21 protein-coding genes are annotated in these 22,853 nt (G+C 56.0%); 3 read left to right on the top strand and 18 right to left on the bottom strand.

The features are described from left to right. Positions 1-62: 62 nt before the first annotated feature. The 3 genes from WMW72_RS08830 to WMW72_RS08820 all read right to left on the bottom strand — a co-directional run bounded on the left by WMW72_RS08830 (position 63) and on the right by WMW72_RS08820 (position 3,158). On the bottom strand, positions 63-911 hold the full coding sequence (locus WMW72_RS08830; protein WP_341415062.1) for a carbohydrate ABC transporter permease: 849 nt from the start codon (positions 909-911) through the stop codon (positions 63-65). After that, a complete protein-coding gene (locus WMW72_RS08825) occupies positions 908-1,780 on the bottom strand; it encodes a carbohydrate ABC transporter permease (protein WP_341415061.1) in 873 nt (290 codons plus the stop codon). The genes WMW72_RS08830 and WMW72_RS08825 overlap by 4 nt, the downstream gene beginning before the upstream one ends. A gap of 73 nt (positions 1,781-1,853) precedes the next feature. After that, positions 1,854-3,158: an ABC transporter substrate-binding protein gene (locus tag WMW72_RS08820; protein WP_341415060.1), complete on the bottom strand. Its 1,305-nt coding sequence runs from the start codon at positions 3,156-3,158 to the stop codon at positions 1,854-1,856. Positions 3,159-3,299: 141 nt separating this feature from the next. On the opposite strand from WMW72_RS08820, the gene WMW72_RS08815 reads away from it, so the two are divergent. Beyond that, positions 3,300-5,081 carry a sensor histidine kinase gene (locus WMW72_RS08815; RefSeq protein ID WP_341415059.1) on the top strand — a complete coding sequence of 594 codons (1,782 nt, stop codon included), beginning with the start codon at positions 3,300-3,302 and terminating at the stop codon, positions 5,079-5,081. Continuing rightward, positions 5,078-6,670 (top strand): response regulator, encoded by a 1,593-nt coding sequence (locus WMW72_RS08810; protein WP_341415058.1) that lies wholly within the window; start codon positions 5,078-5,080, stop codon positions 6,668-6,670. Before WMW72_RS08815 ends, WMW72_RS08810 begins: the two co-directional genes overlap by 4 nt. Positions 6,671-6,755: 85 nt before the next feature. Here the strand turns inward: WMW72_RS08810 and WMW72_RS08805 are convergent, their stop codons facing one another. The 6 genes from WMW72_RS08805 to WMW72_RS08780 all read right to left on the bottom strand — a co-directional run bounded on the left by WMW72_RS08805 (position 6,756) and on the right by WMW72_RS08780 (position 12,194). Continuing rightward, positions 6,756-7,772 (bottom strand): leucine-rich repeat domain-containing protein, encoded by a 1,017-nt coding sequence (locus WMW72_RS08805; RefSeq protein ID WP_341415057.1) that lies wholly within the window; start codon positions 7,770-7,772, stop codon positions 6,756-6,758. 138 nt (positions 7,773-7,910) lie between these two features. Continuing rightward, positions 7,911-8,645, bottom strand: a complete 735-nt coding sequence (locus tag WMW72_RS08800) for an ABC transporter permease (protein ID WP_341415189.1) — start codon at positions 8,643-8,645, stop codon at positions 7,911-7,913. Next, positions 8,638-9,558 (bottom strand): ABC transporter ATP-binding protein, encoded by a 921-nt coding sequence (locus tag WMW72_RS08795; protein ID WP_341415188.1) that lies wholly within the window; start codon positions 9,556-9,558, stop codon positions 8,638-8,640. Before WMW72_RS08795 ends, WMW72_RS08800 begins: the two co-directional genes overlap by 8 nt. 120 nt (positions 9,559-9,678) lie before the next feature. Continuing rightward, a complete protein-coding gene (locus WMW72_RS08790) occupies positions 9,679-10,707 on the bottom strand; it encodes a sensor histidine kinase (RefSeq protein WP_341415056.1) in 1,029 nt (342 codons plus the stop codon). Next, positions 10,697-11,419 (bottom strand): response regulator transcription factor, encoded by a 723-nt coding sequence (locus WMW72_RS08785; RefSeq protein WP_341415055.1) that lies wholly within the window; start codon positions 11,417-11,419, stop codon positions 10,697-10,699. Before WMW72_RS08785 ends, WMW72_RS08790 begins: the two co-directional genes overlap by 11 nt. A gap of 202 nt (positions 11,420-11,621) precedes the next feature. Further along, positions 11,622-12,194 (bottom strand): hypothetical protein, encoded by a 573-nt coding sequence (locus tag WMW72_RS08780; protein ID WP_341415054.1) that lies wholly within the window; start codon positions 12,192-12,194, stop codon positions 11,622-11,624. Between the two features lie 210 nt (positions 12,195-12,404). On the opposite strand from WMW72_RS08780, the gene WMW72_RS08775 reads away from it, so the two are divergent. Further along, a complete protein-coding gene (locus WMW72_RS08775; protein ID WP_341415053.1) occupies positions 12,405-13,388 on the top strand; it encodes a BadF/BadG/BcrA/BcrD ATPase family protein in 984 nt (327 codons plus the stop codon). 147 nt (positions 13,389-13,535) lie between these two features. Here the strand turns inward: WMW72_RS08775 and WMW72_RS08770 are convergent, their stop codons facing one another. The 9 genes from WMW72_RS08770 to WMW72_RS08730 form a co-directional block, all read right to left on the bottom strand. Then, positions 13,536-14,264 (bottom strand): gamma-glutamyl-gamma-aminobutyrate hydrolase family protein, encoded by a 729-nt coding sequence (locus WMW72_RS08770; RefSeq protein WP_341415052.1) that lies wholly within the window; start codon positions 14,262-14,264, stop codon positions 13,536-13,538. Positions 14,265-14,296: 32 nt separating this feature from the next. Further along, positions 14,297-15,154: an oligopeptide ABC transporter permease gene (opp4C, locus tag WMW72_RS08765; protein WP_341415187.1), complete on the bottom strand. Its 858-nt coding sequence runs from the start codon at positions 15,152-15,154 to the stop codon at positions 14,297-14,299. Positions 15,155-15,230: 76 nt separating this feature from the next. Next, the gene (locus WMW72_RS08760; RefSeq protein ID WP_341415051.1) at positions 15,231-16,169 is read right to left on the bottom strand and encodes an ABC transporter permease; all 939 of its coding nucleotides are present in this window, start codon (positions 16,167-16,169) and stop codon (positions 15,231-15,233) included. 36 nt (positions 16,170-16,205) lie between these two features. Continuing rightward, entirely contained in the window at positions 16,206-17,198 is a 993-nt protein-coding gene (locus tag WMW72_RS08755) for an ABC transporter ATP-binding protein (protein WP_341415050.1), read from the bottom strand. Further along, the gene (locus tag WMW72_RS08750) at positions 17,195-18,196 is read right to left on the bottom strand and encodes an ABC transporter ATP-binding protein (RefSeq protein WP_341415186.1); all 1,002 of its coding nucleotides are present in this window, start codon (positions 18,194-18,196) and stop codon (positions 17,195-17,197) included. The genes WMW72_RS08755 and WMW72_RS08750 overlap by 4 nt, the downstream gene beginning before the upstream one ends. A gap of 60 nt (positions 18,197-18,256) precedes the next feature. Further along, entirely contained in the window at positions 18,257-19,669 is a 1,413-nt protein-coding gene (locus tag WMW72_RS08745; protein WP_341415049.1) for an amidohydrolase, read from the bottom strand. Positions 19,670-19,692: 23 nt separating this feature from the next. After that, on the bottom strand, positions 19,693-21,360 hold the full coding sequence (locus WMW72_RS08740; protein ID WP_341415048.1) for an ABC transporter substrate-binding protein: 1,668 nt from the start codon (positions 21,358-21,360) through the stop codon (positions 19,693-19,695). 251 nt (positions 21,361-21,611) lie between these two features. Then, positions 21,612-22,076: an SRPBCC family protein gene (locus WMW72_RS08735; RefSeq protein WP_341415047.1), complete on the bottom strand. Its 465-nt coding sequence runs from the start codon at positions 22,074-22,076 to the stop codon at positions 21,612-21,614. 35 nt (positions 22,077-22,111) lie between these two features. Next, on the bottom strand, positions 22,112-22,729 hold the full coding sequence (locus tag WMW72_RS08730; RefSeq protein ID WP_341415046.1) for a TetR/AcrR family transcriptional regulator: 618 nt from the start codon (positions 22,727-22,729) through the stop codon (positions 22,112-22,114). Between the last annotated feature and the right edge of the window lie 124 nt (positions 22,730-22,853).

The following is a 22,853-nucleotide window of genomic DNA, read 5'->3' as shown; positions in this document are numbered from 1 at the left end:
TAAACCTACCGGGTACCATGTCAGTAGGTTTATGACGTTTTTTCTAACCGCGATCTTTCCGCTCAGCCCTTGACAGCTCCATCCGTCAGCCCTGCGATGATAAATCGCTGCATGAACACATACAGCACTAGCACAGGCACGGAGGCCATAAACATCAGGGAGAAGACCTGATCCCAGTTGGAGCTGAACTTCCCGATCGCCATGTAGATGCCGGTCGTGACGGTGTAGCCCCCGGAGGTGCCGAGGATAACCAGCGGATTGATGAAGTCGTTCCAGATCCACAGAAAGAGGAAGATGACGACCGAGGCCGTGGCTGGGCGCAGCAGCGGGAAGATGATGCCCCAGAAGATGCGAACCATACCCGCTCCCTCCATCTTGGCCGATTCGTCCAGTTGCGCAGAGATCGTGCGGATAAATCCGGTGTAAATAAAAACCGTGAACGGCAAATACCAGGCAATATTGTAAAAGATCAGCCCTTGGAAGGTAAACAGCAGTCCGATCCGGTCCAGCAGCTTGACCAGCGGCAGCAGGAGCACCTGAGGTGGGATCATAAGTCCGGCGAGCAGCAGGAAATACACAAACTTCGTAAAGCGGTTATGGCTTCGTGCGATCACATAAGACATCATCGCGCCGACTGTGACGATGAATAAAATAGACAGCGTGGTAATGACGATGCTATTGCCGTACGCTTTGAAAATATTGAAGGACGGGGACACCGCCGCCTTGATGAGATTGTCGAAGGTCAGATGACCGATCGGCAAGGATAACGGATTACTGAGAATATCGGCTTTGTCCTTGAATACATTGACGACCACAATATAGAACGGCACGAGCAGCAGCAGGCACAGCAAGCCGAGAACACCTTGCCGGATGAGCTCGTCATACCAGCGCCTGGCAGGCGAAGACATCATAGAATCCGCTCCTCCCGTCTTCGAAGATACAGGGTGCACGAGATGGAGATGACCATCACCATCAGAAGCATATACATGGCCAGGCTGGAAGCATAGCTGAAATGATTGGATACGAACGCTTCGTTGACCACACGGTAAGCCATCGATTCAGTGCGGCCCGCCGGGCCTCCCCGTGTGACCGTGGCGATCTTGTCATATTCCTTCATCCCCCCGGTGATCGCGAAGATGATGTTCATCGTCGTCGAAGGAGCAAGCATGGGGAAGGTGACATTCCAAAACATCTGCCGCTTAGTGGCCCCATCGATGAGCGAAGCCTCCATAAGGTCCCTCGGTACGCCTTGCAGGCCGGCCAGATACAGCACGATGACGAACCCTAGGGAATGCCAGATGGTAATGCCGGCCAGCGTCATCATCGCGGTGTACCGGTCGCTGAAAAACTCGACCTCCGTCAGCCCTATCTTGGGCAGGATGGCGTTCAGCACACCGTTGTAGTTCAGGATCGTCTGCCATAGGAAACCGACCACCACCGCGCTCAGCAGCAGCGGGAAGAAAAAGATCGAGCGGTAAATCCGCGTCAGCCAGCCCTGACGGTTGAGCATCAGCGCAAAGCCGAGTCCAAGAACATTAATAAGCACCGCGGTCAGCAAGGTGTAAATCAAGGTAAACTCGATAGACTGGAGAAAATTGTGATCCGTGAGCGCACGAGCGTAATTGCCCAGGCCGACGAACCCATACCGCTCACTGAAGCCGTCCCAGTCATAGAGGCTGTAGTACAAGCAGGTCAAGGTCGGCACGATCATAAATCCTATATACAAGATCAAGCCGGGGGACAGCAGCAACAAGCCGGTTCCGGTTTCTCTCTTTATCACGAGCTTTGACTCCTCCCGGCAGGGCGGAGAGGCGGCAGACCGCCGCCTCCCCTACCCCGCTTGATTCTGTTGGTTACTTGGAGTTTTTATCCCACATCTCGTCCAGCGATTTCAGTACCTGGTCGACCTTGTTGCCCATCAGCAGGTTCTGCGCCGCCTTGTTGAACTCCTCGGCCATGCCTGGAGCCCCTACGCTATCGCCAACCTCGACGTTCACATGGCCGGACAGCACCTTCGCTTCCTTCACCAGCTTCGCGATTTCCGTCTGCAGCGGGGTCATCGGATAATCGACCGGGTCCTTCAGGTTGGAGATCAGCGCATCCTTCTCGATGATTGCTTTATGATTGTCGCGGTCGAGGAGCAGGAACTTCACGAACTTCAGCGCGATGTCCGCATGCTTCGATTTCTGGGAGATACCGAAGCCCGACTGGTTAATCCCCCCGGCCAGACGCAGATCTCCGTTCGTCGAAGGCACCGCGAATACACCGACCTCGAAGCCTTTATCCTTCGCATCCTTCTCCGCCGCCGTGAACCAGGAGCCCATCGGGTACATCGCCCCGGCCCCCTTCAGGAACTGCTGCTCCAGCTGTGTGTAGCTGAGACTAAGCGCGCCCTTATTGAAGTAGCCCTTGGCGTTCATATCCACCCAGCGCTGAGCGGCCGTCTTCCAGTTGTCGTCCGTGAAGTGAACCTTGCCTGCCGCCCGGTCGGCGTACCACCGGACGTTCTGGCCGAACGTATCTGGCGCGGACAGCACGGACATCGTGAAGCCCGTCACCCATTCCCCGGAAGTCAGGAACGGAGTGAAGCTCTTCTGCTTGAGCTTCTCCGCATCCGCCATCAGCTCGTCCCAGGTCTTCGGCGTACTGGTGATGCCTGCGTCTGCGAACATTTTTTTGTTATAGAAAATCAAGCTCTGCGGCTGGACGACGTCATTGAGGTTATACAGCTTGCCGTTGATGAAGCCCGACTCCACGTCGCGAATCTTCTTGATGTCGTCATCCAGCTCGAACGGCTTCAGCGCGTTGGCCTTCACCAGGTCCGGGAAACGTACATTGTGAACGACATCCGGCATGTCACCGCTTGCAAGAAGCATTTTGACATATTGCTCCGGATCTTCGGGCGCTTGCACCCGCTTGATCTTGACGCCTGGATTCTGCTCCTCGAATTTCTTGATGACGCCATCCCAGAACTCAGCGGTCAAATTCGGCGTCACATGAAGCTGGGCGGAGATTTGCACCGTCTGCCCTGCCTTGGCTTCTTCCTTGGCCGACGCAGGCGCTCCTGCACCCGATGGTTGGTCTGCACTCTGACTGCAGGCGGCCAGCAGACTGGTCAGCATGGCGGCAGCGGCTATCGCTTGAATCTTAACTTTCATGTTGGACCCTCCTTTATTTATAGGCGGAAGTTCTTTTACAATATGATTATAGGCGGCAGCACCGAGGGTCAACTACAGGAATTACTTTAGATCCATGGACTTAGTAAAGATTGTTGAGCGATAGGGGAGGTGCAAAGCCGGATGAGATGGTATAAGAAATATATAGGACGTTTCCTGCTCCGCAAGCTGACCTTCTGGGTCACCGCTTCGCTGCTCCTGATCTTCGTCATCCTGTTCGCTCTGACGAAAAATGAGTTCTACGCGCTGCTGGAGGACCGCGAGCAGCAGCTTCTTGAGGTTCATGTCACCCAGCTTCACGAGCATCTCGCCGAATCCATCAAGCAGTTCGAACGAGACATTCCGGTCCTGTACACACTGGGGGGAAGTGACACTGATGCATCGCCCAGGTCTAGCATCTATCAGTATTTGCTGCCCGGACAGCTGCCTGCAGAGGAAGACGAACGCAGCCGGTTTGTCGAGGCCAACCGGATCCGCAACACACTGTCGCTGATCCGCGACCGCAATCCAGGCGTCCGCGACGTCCTCCTGTACCGGACCGGTGACGGCAGCCTGTTCCATGTGTCCAAGTACGGCAACCAAGAGCAGCTTGCTGCGGACTTTAACAGCCGTTCGTTTTTTGCCGCTTTCCCGAGGACGTATCAGTTCCCTTTCCTCGGAACGGTGAGCGGGATGTTCGAAAACCAGACCGAGCCGTTCACCTACATGGCGGTGCCGGTATTCGACTTCAGCAATATGGTGCAGGACCAGGTATTCGGTTATCTGGTGGCGACGATCGAGCCTCAGGCACTGCTCGGCAAGTCCGCCTTCGCCGGACAGACGCCATCGCGCGTCGTCGTTCGCCATGAGGGCGATGTACTGCTAGACAGCGCACCCGAACAGGCCACCATCCCCGAGCAGCAGAGCCTTTACTTAACCTCGTCGCAAAGCAATGACCGGTATGGGCTGGACATCACCGGATACACGAGCAAGGATTCGATTTCTTCTGCGCTGAAGAATATTCAGACGACGATTGTCATCGTGCTGACTTCGATTCTGGGGCTTTGCCTGCTGCTTATTTTCAGCATTCAGAGTCTGGCCGTGCGCCGGATCAAAATGATGACCTTGCATTTCAACAAGCATCAGAAGGACTCCTATCTGCACGAATTCCCGGTGAAGGGCGAGGACGAGATCAGCCAGCTGATGAAGCAATTCAACTACATGGCCGTCCAGCTCAAGGACTACATCGAGAAGGTGTACATCGTCGAGTTCGAGAAACGCAATGCCGAGTATTACGCGTTGAAAATGCAAATCAATCCGCATTTCCTGTATAATACGCTCGAATCGCTCCGTATGCAGGCGCTCGTGGCCGGACAGGCTTCGATTGGGGACCAGCTATACCAGCTCGGGCATCTGTACCGCTGGCTGCTGAAATCCCATGACAGCGATACCGTCTCCCTGGATGAGGAGCTCCGCTATACGGAGTCTTACGTCGACCTGTTCTCGATGGGCAAAAGCAACCCGATCGCACTTGAGATCGAGGCCGGCATTCAGCTCAGTAGGACGCGCGTCATCCGCTTCATTCTCCAGCCCTTGGTAGAGAATGCGCTGATCCATGGCAAGCTCGAAGAACAGGACGAACCGTGGATTCAAATCCGGTTCGAGCCGCTCGAAGACAAGCTCCGCATAGCTGTAGCCAATAACGGAGCCTCCCCTACCCGGGAGGAGCTGGAAGTCATACGTAAGCGGCTTCAGCAAGCCGAGCTGCTGCAGGCGTCCCATATCGGCATCCTGAATGTTCATTACCGTTTGCGAAGCTTTTACGGAGGGGCTTACGGCGTTGAGGTCCCATCGAAGCAACCTGAGCAAGGCTTCGACATACATCTGTACATCCCGCTGCCAGAAGGAGGTATTACCCGAACGTGAAACTGCTCATCGCCGATGACGACGGCTATATACGCCAAGGACTTCGAACGATTATTCCGTGGGAGGAATACGGAATCTCGGAAATTCGGGAGGCCCAGGACGGCGCCGCAGCTTTTCGGGAAGCGTTATCATTCCAGCCCCATCTGCTGATCACCGATATCCGGATGCCGCATGCGAGCGGACTGGTGCTGATTGAAAACATCCGCAAGCACGGTCTGCCCTGTAAGATCATCGTGCTGAGCGGCTACGACGATTACGACTATTTGCGGCACACGATGAAATTCCAAGTCGAGGACTATCTGCTGAAGCCCGTCAATCCCGACGAGCTGAAGGAAATCGTCAAGACCTGTGTGTCGGATCTTCATCAGACGTTCAAGCTGGAGACGCTGGAGAGGGAATCATTTCAGCTGCTGCGCAACAATGTGCTGATCCGCTGGGTCGAGAATCGCATCGATGAGGAACAACTGAAGGAGAAGCTGACCTTTATGCAGCTTGGGGGCCTGCTGGGACATTCGTATTATCAGGTAGCTGCCATTCACTGGCGGGACCGCAGGGAAGAGCGGCTAAGCGCTTCGGAGGAACAATTCCGACCCTTCGCCATCCTGAATGTGATCGGGGAGGCACTAAGCAAATCAGGCAAAGGTATAGCCCTTATAAACGATCAGCAGCGTGTGCTGTGCATGTTCACCCGAAGTTACGACGATCCTGCGGGTACGAACTCTGACGACTTGCTTGCCTGGCTTCGCCAAATTGCCGAAAGTGCGGCCCCCACGCTGAAGGTACCCTGGTTTTGTACGCTTGGAGAGCCTGTTCGGTCGGCCAAAGACCTGCACAAGTCGTATGCCGATGCGCTGGCCTTGTTCGACTATCTGGACTTGACGGGAACCTCGACCTGCATCGACCGCTCGTGGGTGGATACGCATCTGGCCCAATCCCCAGCGTCCAATCTGGAGAGAGCTTCCTTCATCCAAGGCGTGCTGTCCGGCAGCCGGGAGCTGTGGAGTCAAGGCTTGGAACGGGATTTTCAGTGGGCGCTGGTGCAGCCGGAGCCTCTGGCTTCGGCCAAAGCGGCGGCCAGCGAGTGGATTGTCCTGCTGAGACAGTCTCTGAAGAAGGTGGGAGGCGGCCGTGGAGACGGCCAGGAAGGGCTCGACGCTTATACGCTCCAGCACGTGCTGGAGCTGAGCTCCATTCAGGCGATGAAGAGCTTTATGTACGAGCAGCTTACGCGGCTGGAGGACTGGATCGCGGAGCAGGCCAAGCGCCCCGGACATGCCATGATCGAACGGGTGGCTGTCTATGTGCAGGAGCATCTGGCCGAAGATTTGTCGCTCAAGCTGCTGGCTCAACAGTTCCGCATCAACAGCGTTTACCTGGGCCAGCTATTCAAGGAGGAGACGGGAGAGTACTTCAGCGACTACGTCAACCGCCTGCGGATGGAGCAGGCTCAAGCGCTGCTGCTGGCAACTGAGCTGAAGGCCGGAGAGATTGCGCTGCGGGTTGGCTTTCCCGATGCGACATATTTCTTCCGCCGGTTCAAGCGCCACACGGGCCTATCCCCGACGGAATACAGAAAGCTGAATCTCTGAGCTCCCCTTAAGCCTCTAAGCTGCAAAAACAAAAAACGTCCGAGGCGTCCTGACGGATGCTCCTCGGATCGTTCTAGGGCAAACCCTACAACGGATTGCCGTCGAATAACTTGTACCTCAGCTTCCGAAGCTTCTTAACCAGCTCATGAGGCACTGCCTCCAGCCGGTTGCGGCTCAAATCGAGAAGCTTCAGCTCCTGCAGCTGCGCCAGCTCGGGCGGCACGCTCCGCAGCCCGGTCGCCTGGATAGACAAATGCTCGAGCTTGGCCAAGCGGCCGATCTCAGGTGGAAGCTCGCTCATAGTCACCTCTTCAGGGGAAATGATACGCTGACCCGGCTCCATACGGTCATAACTGCAGCAGCCGATGGTGAGTCGGGTCAGATTCGTCAAGCGCCCGATATCCGCAGGAATTTCCTCCAGATCGGTCGTATACACCGTAAGTTCTTCCAGCTGGTGCAGGTTGAAGAGGCTTGGGGGCAGCCTGCGAACGTCCTGCTCGAAAATCTCCAGCCACTTGAGGCTCGTGATGCGCCCTACCTCGTCTGGCACTTCCTGCAGCTCGTAGCGGCTTAGATACAGACGGTCCGCCCCATGATACAAGGCGTCGGTTAGATAAGCGCCCAGTTCCTTGTTGAAGCTCCCCCGCAGGAAAACACCCCGCAGCTCCTCGCGAAGGCTAAGCGCCTCCTCCTCGCTGAGATGCAGCCCTGCGATCCGCTCATGCGCAACATTAACCAGCCAGTCCCTCTCCTGCTCGTCCCAGAAGCAAAGGTCCTCGGGCAGCCTGGGATGCTGCCAATCAAATAAACTCGAAGCGGCTTGCTTGAGCAGCTCACCTGCTTCCGGACAGCATCGGTACACATAGATCGTGTCCTCATACGTGTATCCGATAGCGTTGACCCCCATGATCACGCCGCTCTCATAGGTCTTGATCAGATAGGGCTGCAGCGCGCGGAGCAAAGCCTTGGCCGGCTTGTCCATAGACAACTGATGGCGCTCGGCCAGCACGAACATCGCGGTATGGGCGATCGCATAATCGATCAGCCGTCTGTACGCTTGATCCGACGGATTATTGTCGATTTGCAGCATAGTTGAAGTCATTGATGCCTCCTCTTCCAGTAGAACTTTCCGCTTTACAGTATACACGCTAGAGTCTCGTCCGTCTCCTCATCCCCGGCACGGCTTCACAGCACCAGACAGATACCGCCGCCAGAGCGAGCCGGTACAGCGATTCCCATGCTATTCAATATCCATGCGGCGAAAATAGAAGATAGACGCCAGAAAGCCGATTGCTGACACCACTAATACGACCACAACGGACACATACAACGGATATTGCGCAGCTCCCTCTCCGCTTGCGATTACATGCACGGCCGTCCAAGGAAACAGCGCCTTGTACTCCTTGTTGACCAGCGCGACATTCGCCATCGTGATGACTGCCGTGAAGATGATCGTCGGCACATAGTTTTTGAACAGCAGGCAGACGAACATCGTCGGTGTGGACAGCAGGAAAAGCAGTGCGCCGCCCGTCAGGTACTGCCGCAGTGAATGTCCGAGCACCGCAAGACTCAATCCCTGCACCTGTACGATCAGGCCGTACACCAAGGTCAATATCCAGGCGGTCAGCGTCAGCAGCAGAATCCACAGCAGCAGCAGAATCAGCTTGCTAACAATGAGCCCGATGCGCGACACTGGGATCGTCAGCAGGTTCTTCAGGGTATCCTCCACAAATTCCCGATTAAACAAATAGGCGGTGATCACCCCGTACAGCAGCGTTCCTATCAGCAGAAGGACATACAGGTTGGTTTCGGAGAAAAGCTGGGCGAAGCTGATCAGTTCTTCAGGCCGCTTGGCCTTGACATCCAAATACCCGATGAATACCATCGAGGGCGCAGCTGCCGCTCCAGCCAGGCTGATCCCCAGCATCTTGGCCCGCTTCAGCTTGAGCAGCTCCGTATACACGAGATTAACCAATCGTCCCACCACCAATCAGCCTGGCAAAATAATCCTCCAGCCGGTCCTCGCTCAGCGCGAGCCGCATAACCTCCACCCCATGCTCGACCAGCATCCGGTTCAGCTTGCCTGACTCGTCAAGGTGAGAGTAAAGACGCAGCACGCCGTCGCTGTGCACCTCATAATCCTCGATGCCAAAGTGCGTCTCCAGCAGCATCGCCGCCTTGTTGTCACTAGACACCTGGAGCTCCAGGTACTTGCGGCTGCGGGTTCGCAGCTCCTGCAGCGATACCTCCTCCAGCAGCTTCCCTTGGTGGAGAATGCCGACGCGGTCGGCCAACTGCTCCACTTCGGATAAAATGTGGCTGGAGATCAGGATCGTCATCTGCCGCTCCCGGGCCAGCGACCCGATCATCCGGCGAATTTCCTTGATCCCGATCGGATCGAGCCCGTTGGTCGGCTCATCGAGCAGCAGCAGCTCGGGGTGATGCAGGATCGCCCGGGCGATCCCGAGCCTCTGCTTCATGCCTAGAGAGTAATGACCGACCTGCTTGCGCGGCTCGCGATGCAGTCCCACCAGCTCCAGTGCGTCGTCCACGGCTGTTTTCTTGGGCACGCCCATCAATCTAGCGTTGATCTCCAGATTTTCGGCGGCAGTCAAATTCTCGTAAAAACCGGAGAATTCGACGATGGAGCCGACCCTGCGCAGAATCTCCTTCTTCCGGGACGACAGCCGCTCGCCGAACATCTCGATGCTGCCCGACGACGGCCTGATCAAGCCCAGCAGCATCCGGATCGTCGTTGTCTTGCCTGCGCCGTTCTGCCCGAGGAAGCCATAGATCTGTCCCTGCTTCACGGTCATGTTCAGTTGGTCCACAGCCTTTTGGGTTCCATAAAGCTTGGTCAGTCCCGTCGTTTTGATCATGTCGCTCATTCCGCTCACCTCCAGCTTCATGTCTCTGGCCGGCACCATTCCGGACCGTCCATGCTTACCAGCTTAAGCGGCGCGTCTTACATGCCTCTTAACGAGTTCTTACAAGTTTCTTAACGGCAGCTAACCGTCCGCCCGAGGCAGCGTAAAGCGGAAGGCTGTCCGGATGCCAGGTTCGCTCTCCGCCCAGATGCTGCCGCCCTGCTTCTCGACCAAAGCCTTGGCGATCGCCAGCCCCAGTCCGCTTCCGTCATTCAGCGAACGGCGGGAGACGGCGGTCCGGTACATGCGCTCGAAGACATGAGGCAGCTCCTCCTCCGAGATGCCCGGTCCACGATCCCACAGCACCAGCTCGTAGGCCATGCCGTTCTCTGCGAGACTCAGCCCGATGCCGAGCAGACCGCCCTCCTGCCCGTGCTGCACGGCGTTGCGGATTAGATTGGACAAGATCCGCCGTACAGCCAGCCGGTCAGCTTCCACGACACAAGGCTTCTCCGGCAGCTGCGCCTCCACTTCCATCTGCCTAAGCTGCAGCTCCGGTATCCATTCGATGACGGCCTCCCTGGCCGCTTCCGCCAGATCCAACGGCTCCGGCTTCAGTATGATGTCGTCCGCATCCAGCTTGGCAAGCTGGAAGATCTGTTCGATCAGCTCCTTAAGAGCTCCTCCCTTGCGGGAAATAATCTCCAGATGAGCCTGTCTTTCTTCCGGGGTAGACGCGATCTCGTCCTTCAACGCGTCCACGTAGCCGATGATGGAGGTCAGCGGCGTGCGGATATCATGGGAGATGGCCGACAGCAGTTGCTTGCGAGCAGCCTCCGAATTCACGCTCTGCGCTTGAATCGCCGTTAACCGCTCGATCAAGGCATTCATCGCGAACTCAACCTCCCGAACCGCAGGTTCATCTCTGGCCACCAGAATGCGCGTATTCGCATTGCCCTGGACTGCGCGCTGCAGATGGACGACAGCCTCCTCCAGCCGCTTGATCAGCCGCAGCCGCCCAACCAGCAGCACCCCCGTACCGGTAAAAAGCGCAGCCCATAGGACCCCGCGAACGATGCCTTGGGGCTGGTGCAGCATCTCCATACCGGTAAGTACAGCCAGCATGAGGAATTGAAGCGTGAGCAACAAGACGGTGGAGTCACGCTTCATCAGGCTCACCGCCTGCAAACCGGTATCCGATCCCCCATACCGTCTGAATGAGCTGCGGGTCGGAGGGATCGGTTTCCACTTTCTTCCTCAGTCTACGGATATGGACCATAACGGTATTATCATCCTCCAGGTAATCACTGTTCCACACCTGGCGAAACAGCTGGGTCTTGGTGAACACCTGTCGCGGGTGCGAAGCCAGAAATCGCAGCAGCTCGAACTCCTTGGCCGTCAAGCTGATCTCCTCCCCGTCCTTCGTCACCGTATAGGTGCGAAGATCGATACTGAGCCCTCGGCTCATGATTCGTTCATCCTGTGTCACCGGTAAAGCCGCCTCGCTGCCCAATACGAGAAAACGCCTCAGAAGTGACTTGATCCGTGCGACCAGCTCATGGATGCTGAAGGGCTTGGTGACATAATCGTCCGCTCCCATCCCAAGCCCTACAATCTTGTCGACCTCCTGGTCCTTGGCCGTCAGCATCAGTACCGGAATATTGCTGGTCATCCGGATGCGGCGGCATACCTCCATCCCGTCGGTGCGGGGCATCATCAGATCCAGGATCACGAGATTATACTTCTGCCGCCCGAACAGCCGAAGCGCCTCCTCGCCATCGGGTGCCGTATCAACTAGATAAGTCTCCCTCTCCAGGTACGTTTTCAGCAAGTCCCTAATTTCTCTCTCATCGTCAGCGACCAGTATGCGAATCTCTGTCATCTTCTCCACCTGCCTTCTTCATAGCTATGCCGAACTGAATAATGCCCTAAAATTAACATATTCCTTCCGGCATCTCAAGCATCTGTATGGCAAAAGGCCCCGCTCCTGCTAGAGGGCGGGGCAACAAAGAAGCCGTGTCGGACTTCCCGAATGATGGTCTACGTAATGATGGACTGCTGGACTTCCCGGTTCAGATGACCGGTTATTTGGCTGCCTTGTCTTTGTTAGGAAAGTCGCTGTTTTCCGCAATGACTGTGCCTGCCGGGTCCTTGAACCGGATCACCGGCTGCTTGTCTTTCTTGTAAAAGTCGGAATGTACATAAAACGTGCGCAGGAGCGGGTCAAAAAGCATCACCGCCATAGAGCTTGCCAGCGCGCCGCCTTGACCGTCCGTGTCAAGGACGATCTCTATCGTCGTATCATCCGGCATTGAAACGCTCTGAATGAGCGAAGACTTCTCGCCTTCTTTGGGCTTGCTCATTTCCGTAATGAGCTTCTTGAAATCTTTCTTGGAGATGTGGACATTCTCCCAATCGATCTGGTCCATCTGGCCGAGACCCTTGCTTTGGAGGATATCCAGCCCCTTGCTCGGGGCTTCCTCTTCCTTCGGAGGCGTCTTAGCCTCAGGAGCAGCTGCTCCGCCTGCCGGCGCTTGAGCAGGTGCCTCAGTCTTTCCCTGGTCAGCAGCCGGTGCGCTGCCACAGCCTGTCAGCATCGCCGCCAGAAGAACGGCTGCCAACCCTGCTGTCATGGTCTTCTGAAATGTTGTGTTCAAGACTCCTCTATCCCTTCAGAACTCGTATTTTGTCTCCTACATACCTCGACGGCATTCGACATCATGCTAGCAACAAGTTCCAATTATATCCTAATCCGACCGCAATAACTATATATTTTTGGAAATTAATTAGATTTATGGGTAGCTTGTGAAGGAATATGTTCGATTATGTAGAAGAAATTAACAATCTTAGGATTTAGGGGGACTCGAATGGACGACTCGAACCACATTGTGATTGGCATAGACGGCGGAGGCACTTATACCCGCGTCATGATCTGTAATCTATCGGGGAATGTGCTTGCTTACGTAGAGGGGGGACCCGCATCCATCTATAAAGATAAACAGGCCAGTAAAAACGTTCAAGGAGCTATATCGGAGGCATTGTTGGCAGCGGGAAGGAATGTTCAGCATGTGCGGGGAGTTGCTGCGGGAATTGCAGGCTATGATACTCCATCCGATCTCCCATGGGTAGAAGAACTAACCGATGTGGACGGTCTCACTTGTCCCAAATGGAATTTCAACGATGCGGTGGCCGCCCACAGAGGTGCCCTGCTGGCCAAGCCGGGTATCGTAGCCATATCGGGAACCGGATCCATTCTTGTAGCCATAACGGAGACAGGCCAGCTCTTGCGGAATTACGACTTCCACCATTATTCGGCGAGTGCCGCACGATTTATTGCTTATGACGCTATCTACGAAATACTGGCAGGTAATATGGATCATACGGACGAAGAGGTCCGCCAGCAGATGCTGGGGCATTGGGGGGTAAGCAGCTTCGAGCGATTCGCCGAGCTCGCCAGATCCGGCTTTACAGAGGATAAGCAGGAACGGAACCGGATATTTGGGGAATTTGCGCCTGCGATAACCAAAGCCGCCCTACAAGGCAGCTCCGTGGCCAGGAGAGTTTGCGACCGCGCCATTGATCAGATCAAGGTCGGCATTGAACTGCTGGGCTTGTCCTTCTCAGAAGATACCGTGTCGGTGGCATGCATCGGCAGTGTGATCAATAGTGACTACATCTACTCGAAGCTCACGGAAAAGCTGGCCCATGGAAACCATAAACGTTACACCCTGGTGAAACCGGTACTGTCCCCTGCGGCTGGAGCCGTGCTGTTCGCTTTGAACAGCTTGGGCTTCCCTCTACAGGATGACCTGATCCGCAACTTGCAGAAGAGCAGCTTCTCCCAGGTTTAACGGATAGGTCATGCTTCGGCATCTCCATCCGTAAGCGGATACAGGAATAGGTGGGCAGCCGCAGACGACTGCCGGATACAAGAGGAAGTGGTAAGCCTCTGAGGCTGATGAAGATGGCCTTGGAGGCTTTCGCCGCAAGGAGCAAGGCTACCGTCGTTCCGCCTGCTCCCTGCTTCTGGCAACAAACTCGCGGAAAAGCTTCTGCGTCACTTCATCATGGTCGAACAGCGATTCAGGATGCCACTGGACCCCGATGACAAAGTTCCGGTCCTTATACTCCACCGCTTCGACCACTCCGTCGGGAGAAGTCGCGGTTACGGTCAGGCCGGGCCCGATCCGGCGCAGCGCCTGGTGATGGAGGCTGTTGACCTGGAGCTGCGACCGCCCGGCAATCTGCCGCACATAGCTGTCTTCCGCAAGGTTCACCGAGTGTGTCGCCTCTCCTCTTGGAGCGCCACGCTGCACATGCTCCAGCGCCCCCGCATATTGGCTGGGCAGATCCTGGTACAGCGTGCCGCCGAACGCTACATTCAGCACCTGCACGCCTCGGCAGATCGCGAATAGCGGTTTGTCCGCTTCTACCACATAGCGGATAGCCTCCAATTCGAGGCGGTCGCGTTCGGGGAGCGTAGTTCCCAGCTCAGGGACAGGCTCCTCGCCGTATGCGGCAGGCTCGACGTCCTCCCCGCCAGTGAAGATGATGCCGTCGCATAAATCAATCAACTGGCGGAACGTATCCGGCGAAGCAAGCGGAAGCACGATCGGCAGTCCTCCGCTGGCTTCGACGGCCCGATGATAATCCCGGTGCACATATACCCCTTCGCTGTATTCGTGCAGCTTGACCCTTGTGCTTGTGATGCCAATTAAAGGCTTCATGTGCCACCTTCCTCTTCTTCGCTACGCCTTGTTTATTGACGAGAATCCAGCGCGTCGCGCAGACCGTCCCCGACAAAATTAATCGCCAGCACCGTAATCAGGATCATGAATCCGGCAGGAACCCACAGCCAGGGCTGATCGGTCAGCACCGTCAGCGACTGGGCATCGGTCAGCATATTGCCCCAGCTCGCAGTTGGCGGCTGAACCCCCATCCCGAGAAAGCTCAGTCCCGCCTCGCTCATAATGGCCGAAGCGATGCCGAAGGTCGCATTCACGATGATAGGCCCGATCGCATTCGGGAATATATGTCTGAATAAGATGCGCGGGGTGCTGTATCCTAGCGCCACACCAGCCCGGACATAGTCGAGCTGCTTGATTGCCAGCACGCTGCCCCGCACCAGCCGTGCCACGCCCGGCCATGAGAACAGGGCGAGCACCAGGATAATGGTCGTCATATTCGAGCCGAGCACACTAATGATGACAAGGATAACCATCAGAAATGGAAAAGCCATGAACATATCGGTGATCCGCATGATGACCATGTCCAGCCACCCGCCGAAATAAGCCGACACCATGCCTATGAGCGTCCCGAATGTCACGTAGAGAGCGACGGTAACGAAGCCGACGAGCAGTGAAACCCGGGTTGCATAAATCAGGCGGCTCACCACATCCCGGCCGACCTGATCGGTTCCCAGCCAATGCTGCGCAGACGGGGAGGCTGAGAAATTGCCCGTAACCTCCGCCGGATCGTGGGGAGCGATCAGCGGTGCAAGCAGCGCGGTAAGCACGAGCAGGATGGTCACGATAAGCCCCGCCACGGCCAGCTTATGCCGGACAAACCGCTTCCAAACCTGCCGGGCTCCCCCACGCTCCGCGCTATGAACCTCCACATCATCCGTGTATACAGGCTGCGAGGATGTATCGCTCAGTTGGTATTCGGATATAGCCACGCCTCAACCTCCTCCGTTAGCTGTATGTAATGCGCGGATCGGCCGCCGAGTAGAACATGTCCGTAAGCAGATTCGTCACGAGCACGATAAGGGCAGCTACCAGATTGAGCCCCATCAGCGTGGGATAGTCTCTGGAGAGAATAGACTGAATCGTCAACTGACCGATGCCCGGCCATTGGAAGATCTGCTCGATGAGCACACTTCCTCCGAGCAGTAGCGGAATCTCCATGCCCACTACCGTGATGATCGGAATGAGCGCATTGCGCAGCGCATGCTTGTTCGTGACGATGAACCGGTGCAGCCCCTTGGACTCGGCCGTGCGCAAGTAATCCTGCTTGAGCACATCCAGCATGCTGGCGCGCACATAGCGCACCTTCTTCCCCGCAACGACGATACCCAGCACGAACACCGGCAGGATCAAGTGACTGATGCGGTCCCAAGCGCCGCCAGGACCTCCGAGTGTCGTCATCCCTCCGGTCGGGAGCACCTTGAGCTGAACGGCAAACACATAGATCAGGCCAAGTCCCAGGAAAAATTGCGGAATCGAAGTTCCGATGAAGGACAGGCCGGTCATGATATAGTCGAACTTCGTATTCTGCTTGAGTGCACTAATAATCCCGACAGGAATCGCGATCATTAGTCCGAATACGAGCGATGAGGACGCCAACAGCAGGGTAGGTCCGAGCCTTTCCCCGATCATATCCTTGACAGGCGCATACGAGCTGAAGGAATAGCCGAGCTGGCCTTGCAGCAAGTTCGACAGCCATTTGTAATATTGGATAAAAAACGGATCGTTAAGTCCTAACAAAGCCTTCCTCGCATCCAGCAGCTCCTTGGGCGTATTCGGATCGATAAACATATCGACAGGGTTGCCTGGAGCCAGCTTGATGATCAGGAAGTTAATGATCGTTATGCCGAATAGCACAGGAATCGCAATCAGCACACGTCTTGCCATATACGGAAATATAGCCGTTCCCTCCTCCCGTACTCTTTAGTTCAGCGGAAAAAAGCAGGCAGCCGCATGGGCTTGCTCCGTCAGCAAAGGCTCCACGTGCCGGCAAGTCTCTTGCACATAAGGGCAGCGTGTATGAAAGCGGCAGCCTGAAGGCGGATTGGAGGGGCTGGGCACATCCCCTTGAATGGTGAGCCGCTTGCTGCCCCGCAGCGTCGGGTCAGGAGAAGGATAGGCATCCAGCAGCATCCGGGTATACGGATGCTTCGGCCGCTCGAATATCTCGGCCTTATCCCCGATCTCGACGACTTTCCCCAGATACATCACCGCAATTCGCGTGCTGACATACTTCACCGCTCCGATGCCGTGGGCAATGAACAGATACGTGAGATTCAGTTCCTTCTGAAGATCGGCCAGCAGATTCAGAATCTGAGCCTGGATGGAAACGTCCAGCGCCGAGACAGGCTCGTCGCATACAATCAGCTTGGGCTCGAAGGACAGCGCACGCGCGATCCCGATGCGCTGCCGCTGGCCGCCGGAAAACTCATGCGGATACCTGTCTTTGTAGGCACGCGGAAGACCGACCCGGTCCAGCAGGCGATCCACCTTCCCCTGTACCTGGCTTCGGTCCGCCAGACGATGTGCCAGGAACGGCTCAGCCAGCAGATCCCCGATCCGTTGGCGCGGGTTGAGCGACGAGTAGGGATCCTGGAAAATAATCTGCAGCCTCGTGCGGACAGACCTCAGCTCTTGTTGCGTGCGATGGGTGATATCTTCGTTTTGAAACAAAATACGGCCTTCCATAGGCTCTTCGAGCCGGACAATCGCACGGCCGATGGTCGATTTCCCACAGCCCGATTCTCCTACGAGTCCAAGGGTCTCGCCCTCGAAAATACGAAGGCTGACATCGTCCACCGCTTTGATATGACCCACGGTTCGGGACAAAATTCCTTTTTTTACAGGGTAATATGCTTTCAATCGGTCTACTTCCAGCAGAGGGACTTCTGCTGCGGGTGCAGGAAGCTTACTCATGCTCCAGCCTCCTCTAACCGGGGGATACCGGAATTGTCCTGGCTAATCCAGCATCTCACGTGATGGCCCTCACCCGCTTCCTTCAGCTCGGGAGCTTCCTTCCGGCAGTGATCGGTCGCCCAGGCGCAGCGGTTATGAAACCGGCAGCCCCGTGGCATCCGCTGGATGGACGGCACCGTGCCCGGAATAGCGGTGAGCCGGTCCGAGTCTCCCGTCACCCGGGGAATGGCCTTGAGCAGGCCCTGCGTATAAGGATGCTTAGGTTCCCGGAACAGCGTGAACACATCCGCCTCCTCCACAATCTGGCCCGCGTACATCACTACCACCTTGTCCGCCATCTCAGCGACAACCCCCAGATCATGCGTAATCAGCATGATGGCGGCACCGCTGTCCTCACGGAGCTGCTTCATCAGCTCCAGAATTTGCGCCTGAATGGTGACATCCAGCGCCGTCGTCGGCTCGTCGGCAATCAGCAGCTTGGGCTTACAAGACAGCGCCATAGCAATCATCACGCGCTGCCGCATTCCGCCGGACAACGTATGGGGATACAGCTTCATCAAGGCCTCGGCACGAGGCAGCCCCACCTTGCGCAGCATATCCACCGCATAAGCCTTCGCCTCCCTGCGCGACAGAGCCGTATGCTGGCGGATCATCTCGACAAGCTGGTTGCCGATCGTAAAGACCGGATTCAGCGAGCTCATCGGCTCCTGAAAAATCATCGAAATTTCCTTGCCTCGCAGATGGCGAAGCTGTTCCTCCGGCCATGCGGCCAAATTATCGCCGTTGAAGCGGATTTCGCCCCGCTTGATCCGGCCATGCTGCCCCAGCAGTCTCAATACAGACAAGGATGTCACGCTTTTCCCACAGCCGGATTCACCGACAATACCTACGGTTTCGCCCGCCTTCAGGCTGAAGCTGATGTCATCCACGGAGGTCACTTCTTCCTGCCCGTTCCAGAACACCGTTTGAAGCCGGTCAATTTCCAGCAAATTTGCCAATCTGTTCACCGTCTTTCTCTATGGGAATGACGCGGATCGAAGCGAAGACAAAGCAGCCGGCTACACGAGAACCGGCGCCTTCACCTCAGGCGGAATCGCCGGTACATAAGGCTTGCCCTCCGTCGAGCGGGCAAATTCACTTTGGGCCCGGGAGAGCAGCTCTCCGCCATCCGTCAGCAGCTCGTAAGCGGACAACGCCAGCAGCTTGGCTGCATGATGCATGCCCTTGAGCCCGATCGGGGAGCCGAAGGCTGCGGTTGCCTGCCACGTATGTACCTGAACGCCGTACGGCGCGCAGGTCGTGGTGATTTGCCCCACGGGCGTAATCCACGATACATCGCCCACATCCGTAGAGCCGCCACCCGCTTGCTTCCCGGCTGGCCGGACATTCACGAATGCGGTCGGCAGCAGGTCGCTGTCTGCCAGACCTAGCTCCTGCCTGCGCTTTGCGGCCAGCTGCCGCACAGCCAGATCGAGCGTGTCGGCCAGGGATGCCGCCAGGCTCCGGTCCTCATCTGTGAACAGCAGCGGTCCCGCCTCCTCATGCTGACCTAGTAAAAGCTCATTAAGCGTATAGTTCACATTGAGATCATAGGCGCCGGCCTTGATTGCCCAGGATACCCCGGTCTCCGTCATCAGCGAAGCCCCCTGCGCAATCTTGATCAGCCGCTCCAGCAGCTCATCGACATGCGCGCGGTTCGCTCCGCGAAGATAGTACCAGACGCTCGCCTTGTCCGGTACGATATTCGGCGCCTCGCCGCCATTGGTGATCGTATAGTGGATACGGGAACCGTCGGGCACGTGCTCGCGCAAGTAGTTCGCTCCTACATTCATCAACTCCACCGCATCCAGCGCGCTCCGGCCCAGATGCGGCGTGGCCCCGGCATGGGACGTACGGCCCTGGAAGTAAAACTCAATGGAGGTTAGCGCAGAGCTCGGCGTATTCCAGGTCGAGTTGGTGCTTCCGGGATGCCAGGTCAGCGCAGCAGCCAGATCATCGAACACACCGGCGCGAGCCATGAAGGTCTTACCGGACAGCACCTCTTCTGCCGGGCAGCCATAGTAGCGGACCGTGCCGGTTAATCCCTCGGCATCGATGCTCTGCTGGAGCGCGATCGCCGCAGCCAAGCCCGCCGTGCCCAGCAGATTATGCCCGCAGCCGTGTCCCGGGCCGTTCGGTGTCACCGCTTCCTGCACTGCACTTACCTTCTGAGACAGCCCGGGCAGAGCATCAAACTCCCCCAGTATCCCGATGACCGGCTTCCCGGAGCCATACTCCGCCACGAACGCCGTCGGCACGCCGCCGACGCTGGACTGAATAGAGAATCCGGCCTCACGCAGCACGGAGCTTTGCAGATGAGAGGCGAAGGCCTCCGTATACGCTACCTCGGGACGATCCCAGATTTGCAGGGCAAGTTCCTCAAATGTCGATTTATTTTCTTCCAGCCAGGCTACGATTTGCTTCTTTCCCATAGTTGCGCTCCCCTCCCGGATGTTTATTTCTTCAAGTCCCATTCGTTTACATTGTTAAAGGTTCCGATATCCAGCGGCTTGCCGACCACCACGTTTTTCGATACGGCGAGCAGCCGCTTCTCCGAGTACACAGCCAGGGCAGGCAGATCCTGATGCAAAATATCCTGCAGCTGGTTATAGATGGCGTGGCGCTTCGCCGGATCGGCTTCCGATTCGCCCTGCACGATCAGCTCGTCAACCTTCGGATTTTTGTAATTCAGGAAATTGCTCGGGTTGTCGCCTTTGAATAAAGTGAAGTAAGAGCTTGGTTCAATATAGAAATCGCGCGTAAAGATCGAAATGTCGTATTCGCCCTTGCGGACCTTCTGAATCAGCGTGGCAAAGTCGAATTTTTGCACATCGACCTTCAGCCCGACTGCCGTCAGATTTTGTACCAAAATGTCGGCGGCCTGTTCGCGGATTTTATTGCCGACGGGAATCAGGAAGCGAACCGGCTTGCTGGTGTCCCATTTGGCCTCCTTCAGCAATTGCTTGGCTTTCTCAGGATCATAGGTGTACTTGGGGATGTCTTTGTTGTAGTACGGATGATAGCTCGGAATGCCGCCATCGATGATTTCCCCCTGTCCCTTGAGCAGCTGCTCGACGATCAGGCTGCGATTCAATGCATAAGCAAATGCCTGGCGTACCTTCGGATCATTGATCTTGTCCGTATTGAAGAACAGCTCCGGTGGTACGGAAGGGTTACCGGAATTCAGCTCGACATTGGAGAAGCCCTTGACCTTCTCATAGTCGGTAATTGGAATCAGGCCGACCGGGGTGGAGTTCATATGAATTTCGCCTGTTTGAAGCTGGGCTACGAGATTCGTCGCTGGCAGCACTTTGATAAAAACTTTGTCAAGCTTGGCGACACTCCGGTAATAATTCGGGTTTTTGACGACCTCTACATGCTGGCCCTTGGAAAAGCTGCCAAACTTGAAAGCGCCTATCGTTACCTCAGGCTTCTGGAAATAAGGGTGCGTCGCAATCTGATCCGGCGCTACATCCTTCAAAATATGCTGCGGCAGGAAAAACACCTTCGTCCCGAAGCGCTCCTTGAAAATAAGCGGATCAATCGGCGTCTTGGTTCTCACTTCGAATGTTTTGTCATTGACGATTTTCAAGCCGCTGATCTCTGTTTTGCCTTCCTCAAGTTTACCTGCAGCAGTTAGTCCTTCAATGAAGTTCAGCTTGAAATTCGTATCTACCTTCGGATGAAGCGCGGTCTTGAGCGTGAAGGCTACATCCGCTGTCGTGAATGGTTGTCCGTCGTTCCACTTGGCCGCCGGGTTTAACTGAACGACGAAGGTCTGATTGTCCTTCGTTTCCACCGACTGAGCCAGCTTAGGCAAAAACTCGAATTTTTCGTTCAGATCCAGCAGCGAGTCGTTCAGCAGCGCAATCACGTTGTCCGAAGCGGAATCCCCTTGGTCATTGATCTGGCTTAGCGTAATCGGAGCATTCACGATCCCTATGTAGACATTCTTATCTCCTTGAGGCTTTACAGGGTCATCTGTCTTCTTGGCCGGCTCATTGGATGGTGCCGGCGAAGGAGACGAAGCCGGAGCTGGAGCCGGGCTTGCGCCGCAGGCGGATAGTACCAATACCAGCAAGGTCGTAGCTAGCAGCATAGTGTTGCGGTAATTTCGTTTCATAAGCAAACCCCTCCACAACTAATATTAATCCTATTGGATAAGTAAGATATAATCCTAAACTTATCATTAATTTCAATATATTGTCTAATAGGATTTTTCAATTCCAGGATGGGTATTTTCTATTAAAAATAGGATCAAGGGTATACCTGTAGCTCACAATTCAAAAAAGACAGCCCTAGCAGAACATCTCTGCCCAGGCTGTCTTGCTCTATCGTTACGCGCAGTGGCTTGGCTTGTGCTACATCTTACATCTACTTGGGCTCCCAGCGCTCGGCCGTCTCCTTGAGCCTATCGTTCCGGTACATGAGGAACGCCTTCATATACCGGCGTAGAACCAGCCGCTCCGCAAGCCACCCGATGGGCCCGAGCGGTGCCGAAAGCTCCAGCGTATCGGTCATGACGGTGCTCGCTCCCCGGGTCTCGAATTGATGAATATGGCGAAGGGAGCGGAAGGCTCCGCTGACCATATCGTCCACGAAGCGAATCGGCGCTTCATACTCCGTCACCCGTGATGTCAGCCGCTGGCGGACCCGAAAATGCGTCGCTTCGAAGGTCACGGTATCTCCGCCCTCTACGAGGCCGGTCTCGGGACCCTGGACAATCCGCTCCCGTGTATGCGGCCATACACACTGTGTATGCAAACGAAGATCACGAGCCAGCTCGAAGCATAGCCCGATCGGAGCGTCGATAACCGTTTCTGTGCGTATGACAATCATGCATGCTCCCCCTCAGCAAGCGGCCCTCTCCATGATTAGGTGCCGCCCTTCAAGATCCGTGTAGCGCCCAGCGCATGCAGGCGAATAAGCTGTGTCGCCATATAGACGGCTGTATACGGCATATCCTCCTCCAGCCAATGCGTCACGACGCCCAGATGGGCGGACGTCACATAACGGACGACCAGTTCTCTGGGCATGACCGCCTGATCCTCATGAGGCTGGGCAATCCTCGAACGGCGCGCCAGCGAATCCCGGATAATCCGCTCCATCCGGCCGGAAAATCCGGGGACGCCACGTGGCCCCAGCATCACTTTGTAAAAATGCGCATGTGCGGCGATATGTTCGAACTGCCTGATGAACGATGCCGGCGGCGTATCGGTATCCTTGATGAAGTCGTCCGCCCCGAATGCCGGCGGAAGCTCGAATGCCGCTGCAAATTCCCGAAGCATGCTGTCGACAAGCCTACCCTGCAGATCGTACTTGTCCCGGTAGTGCAGGTAGAAGGTAGCACGGTTGATCTCCGCACGTTCCGTAATATCCCGAATCGTCATCTGGTCAAAGCCCTTCTCGTCCACAAGCGCCAGAAAGGCGTCCCGGATCACATGAAGGGTGCGTTTAATCCGCGGGTCAAGCGGAGAAGTTGTATCCGACATCAGACCGCCTCCTTGTCGATTTTTCCGCCGTATAGCGACACTTCCATTACATATCGTCAAGTATACGACGCCTGGTCTGGATTTGTTGGTTGCTGTCTTGTCAGGTCCATTTTATCATAAACAA

It is taken from the genome of Paenibacillus filicis, from assembly GCF_038070315.1.
In the GTDB taxonomy this organism is placed as follows: Bacteria; Bacillota; Bacilli; order Paenibacillales; family NBRC-103111; genus Paenibacillus_G; species Paenibacillus_G filicis.
Note: the sequence above shows the minus strand (reverse complement) of the source record. Positions and strands in the feature narration are given on the sequence as shown.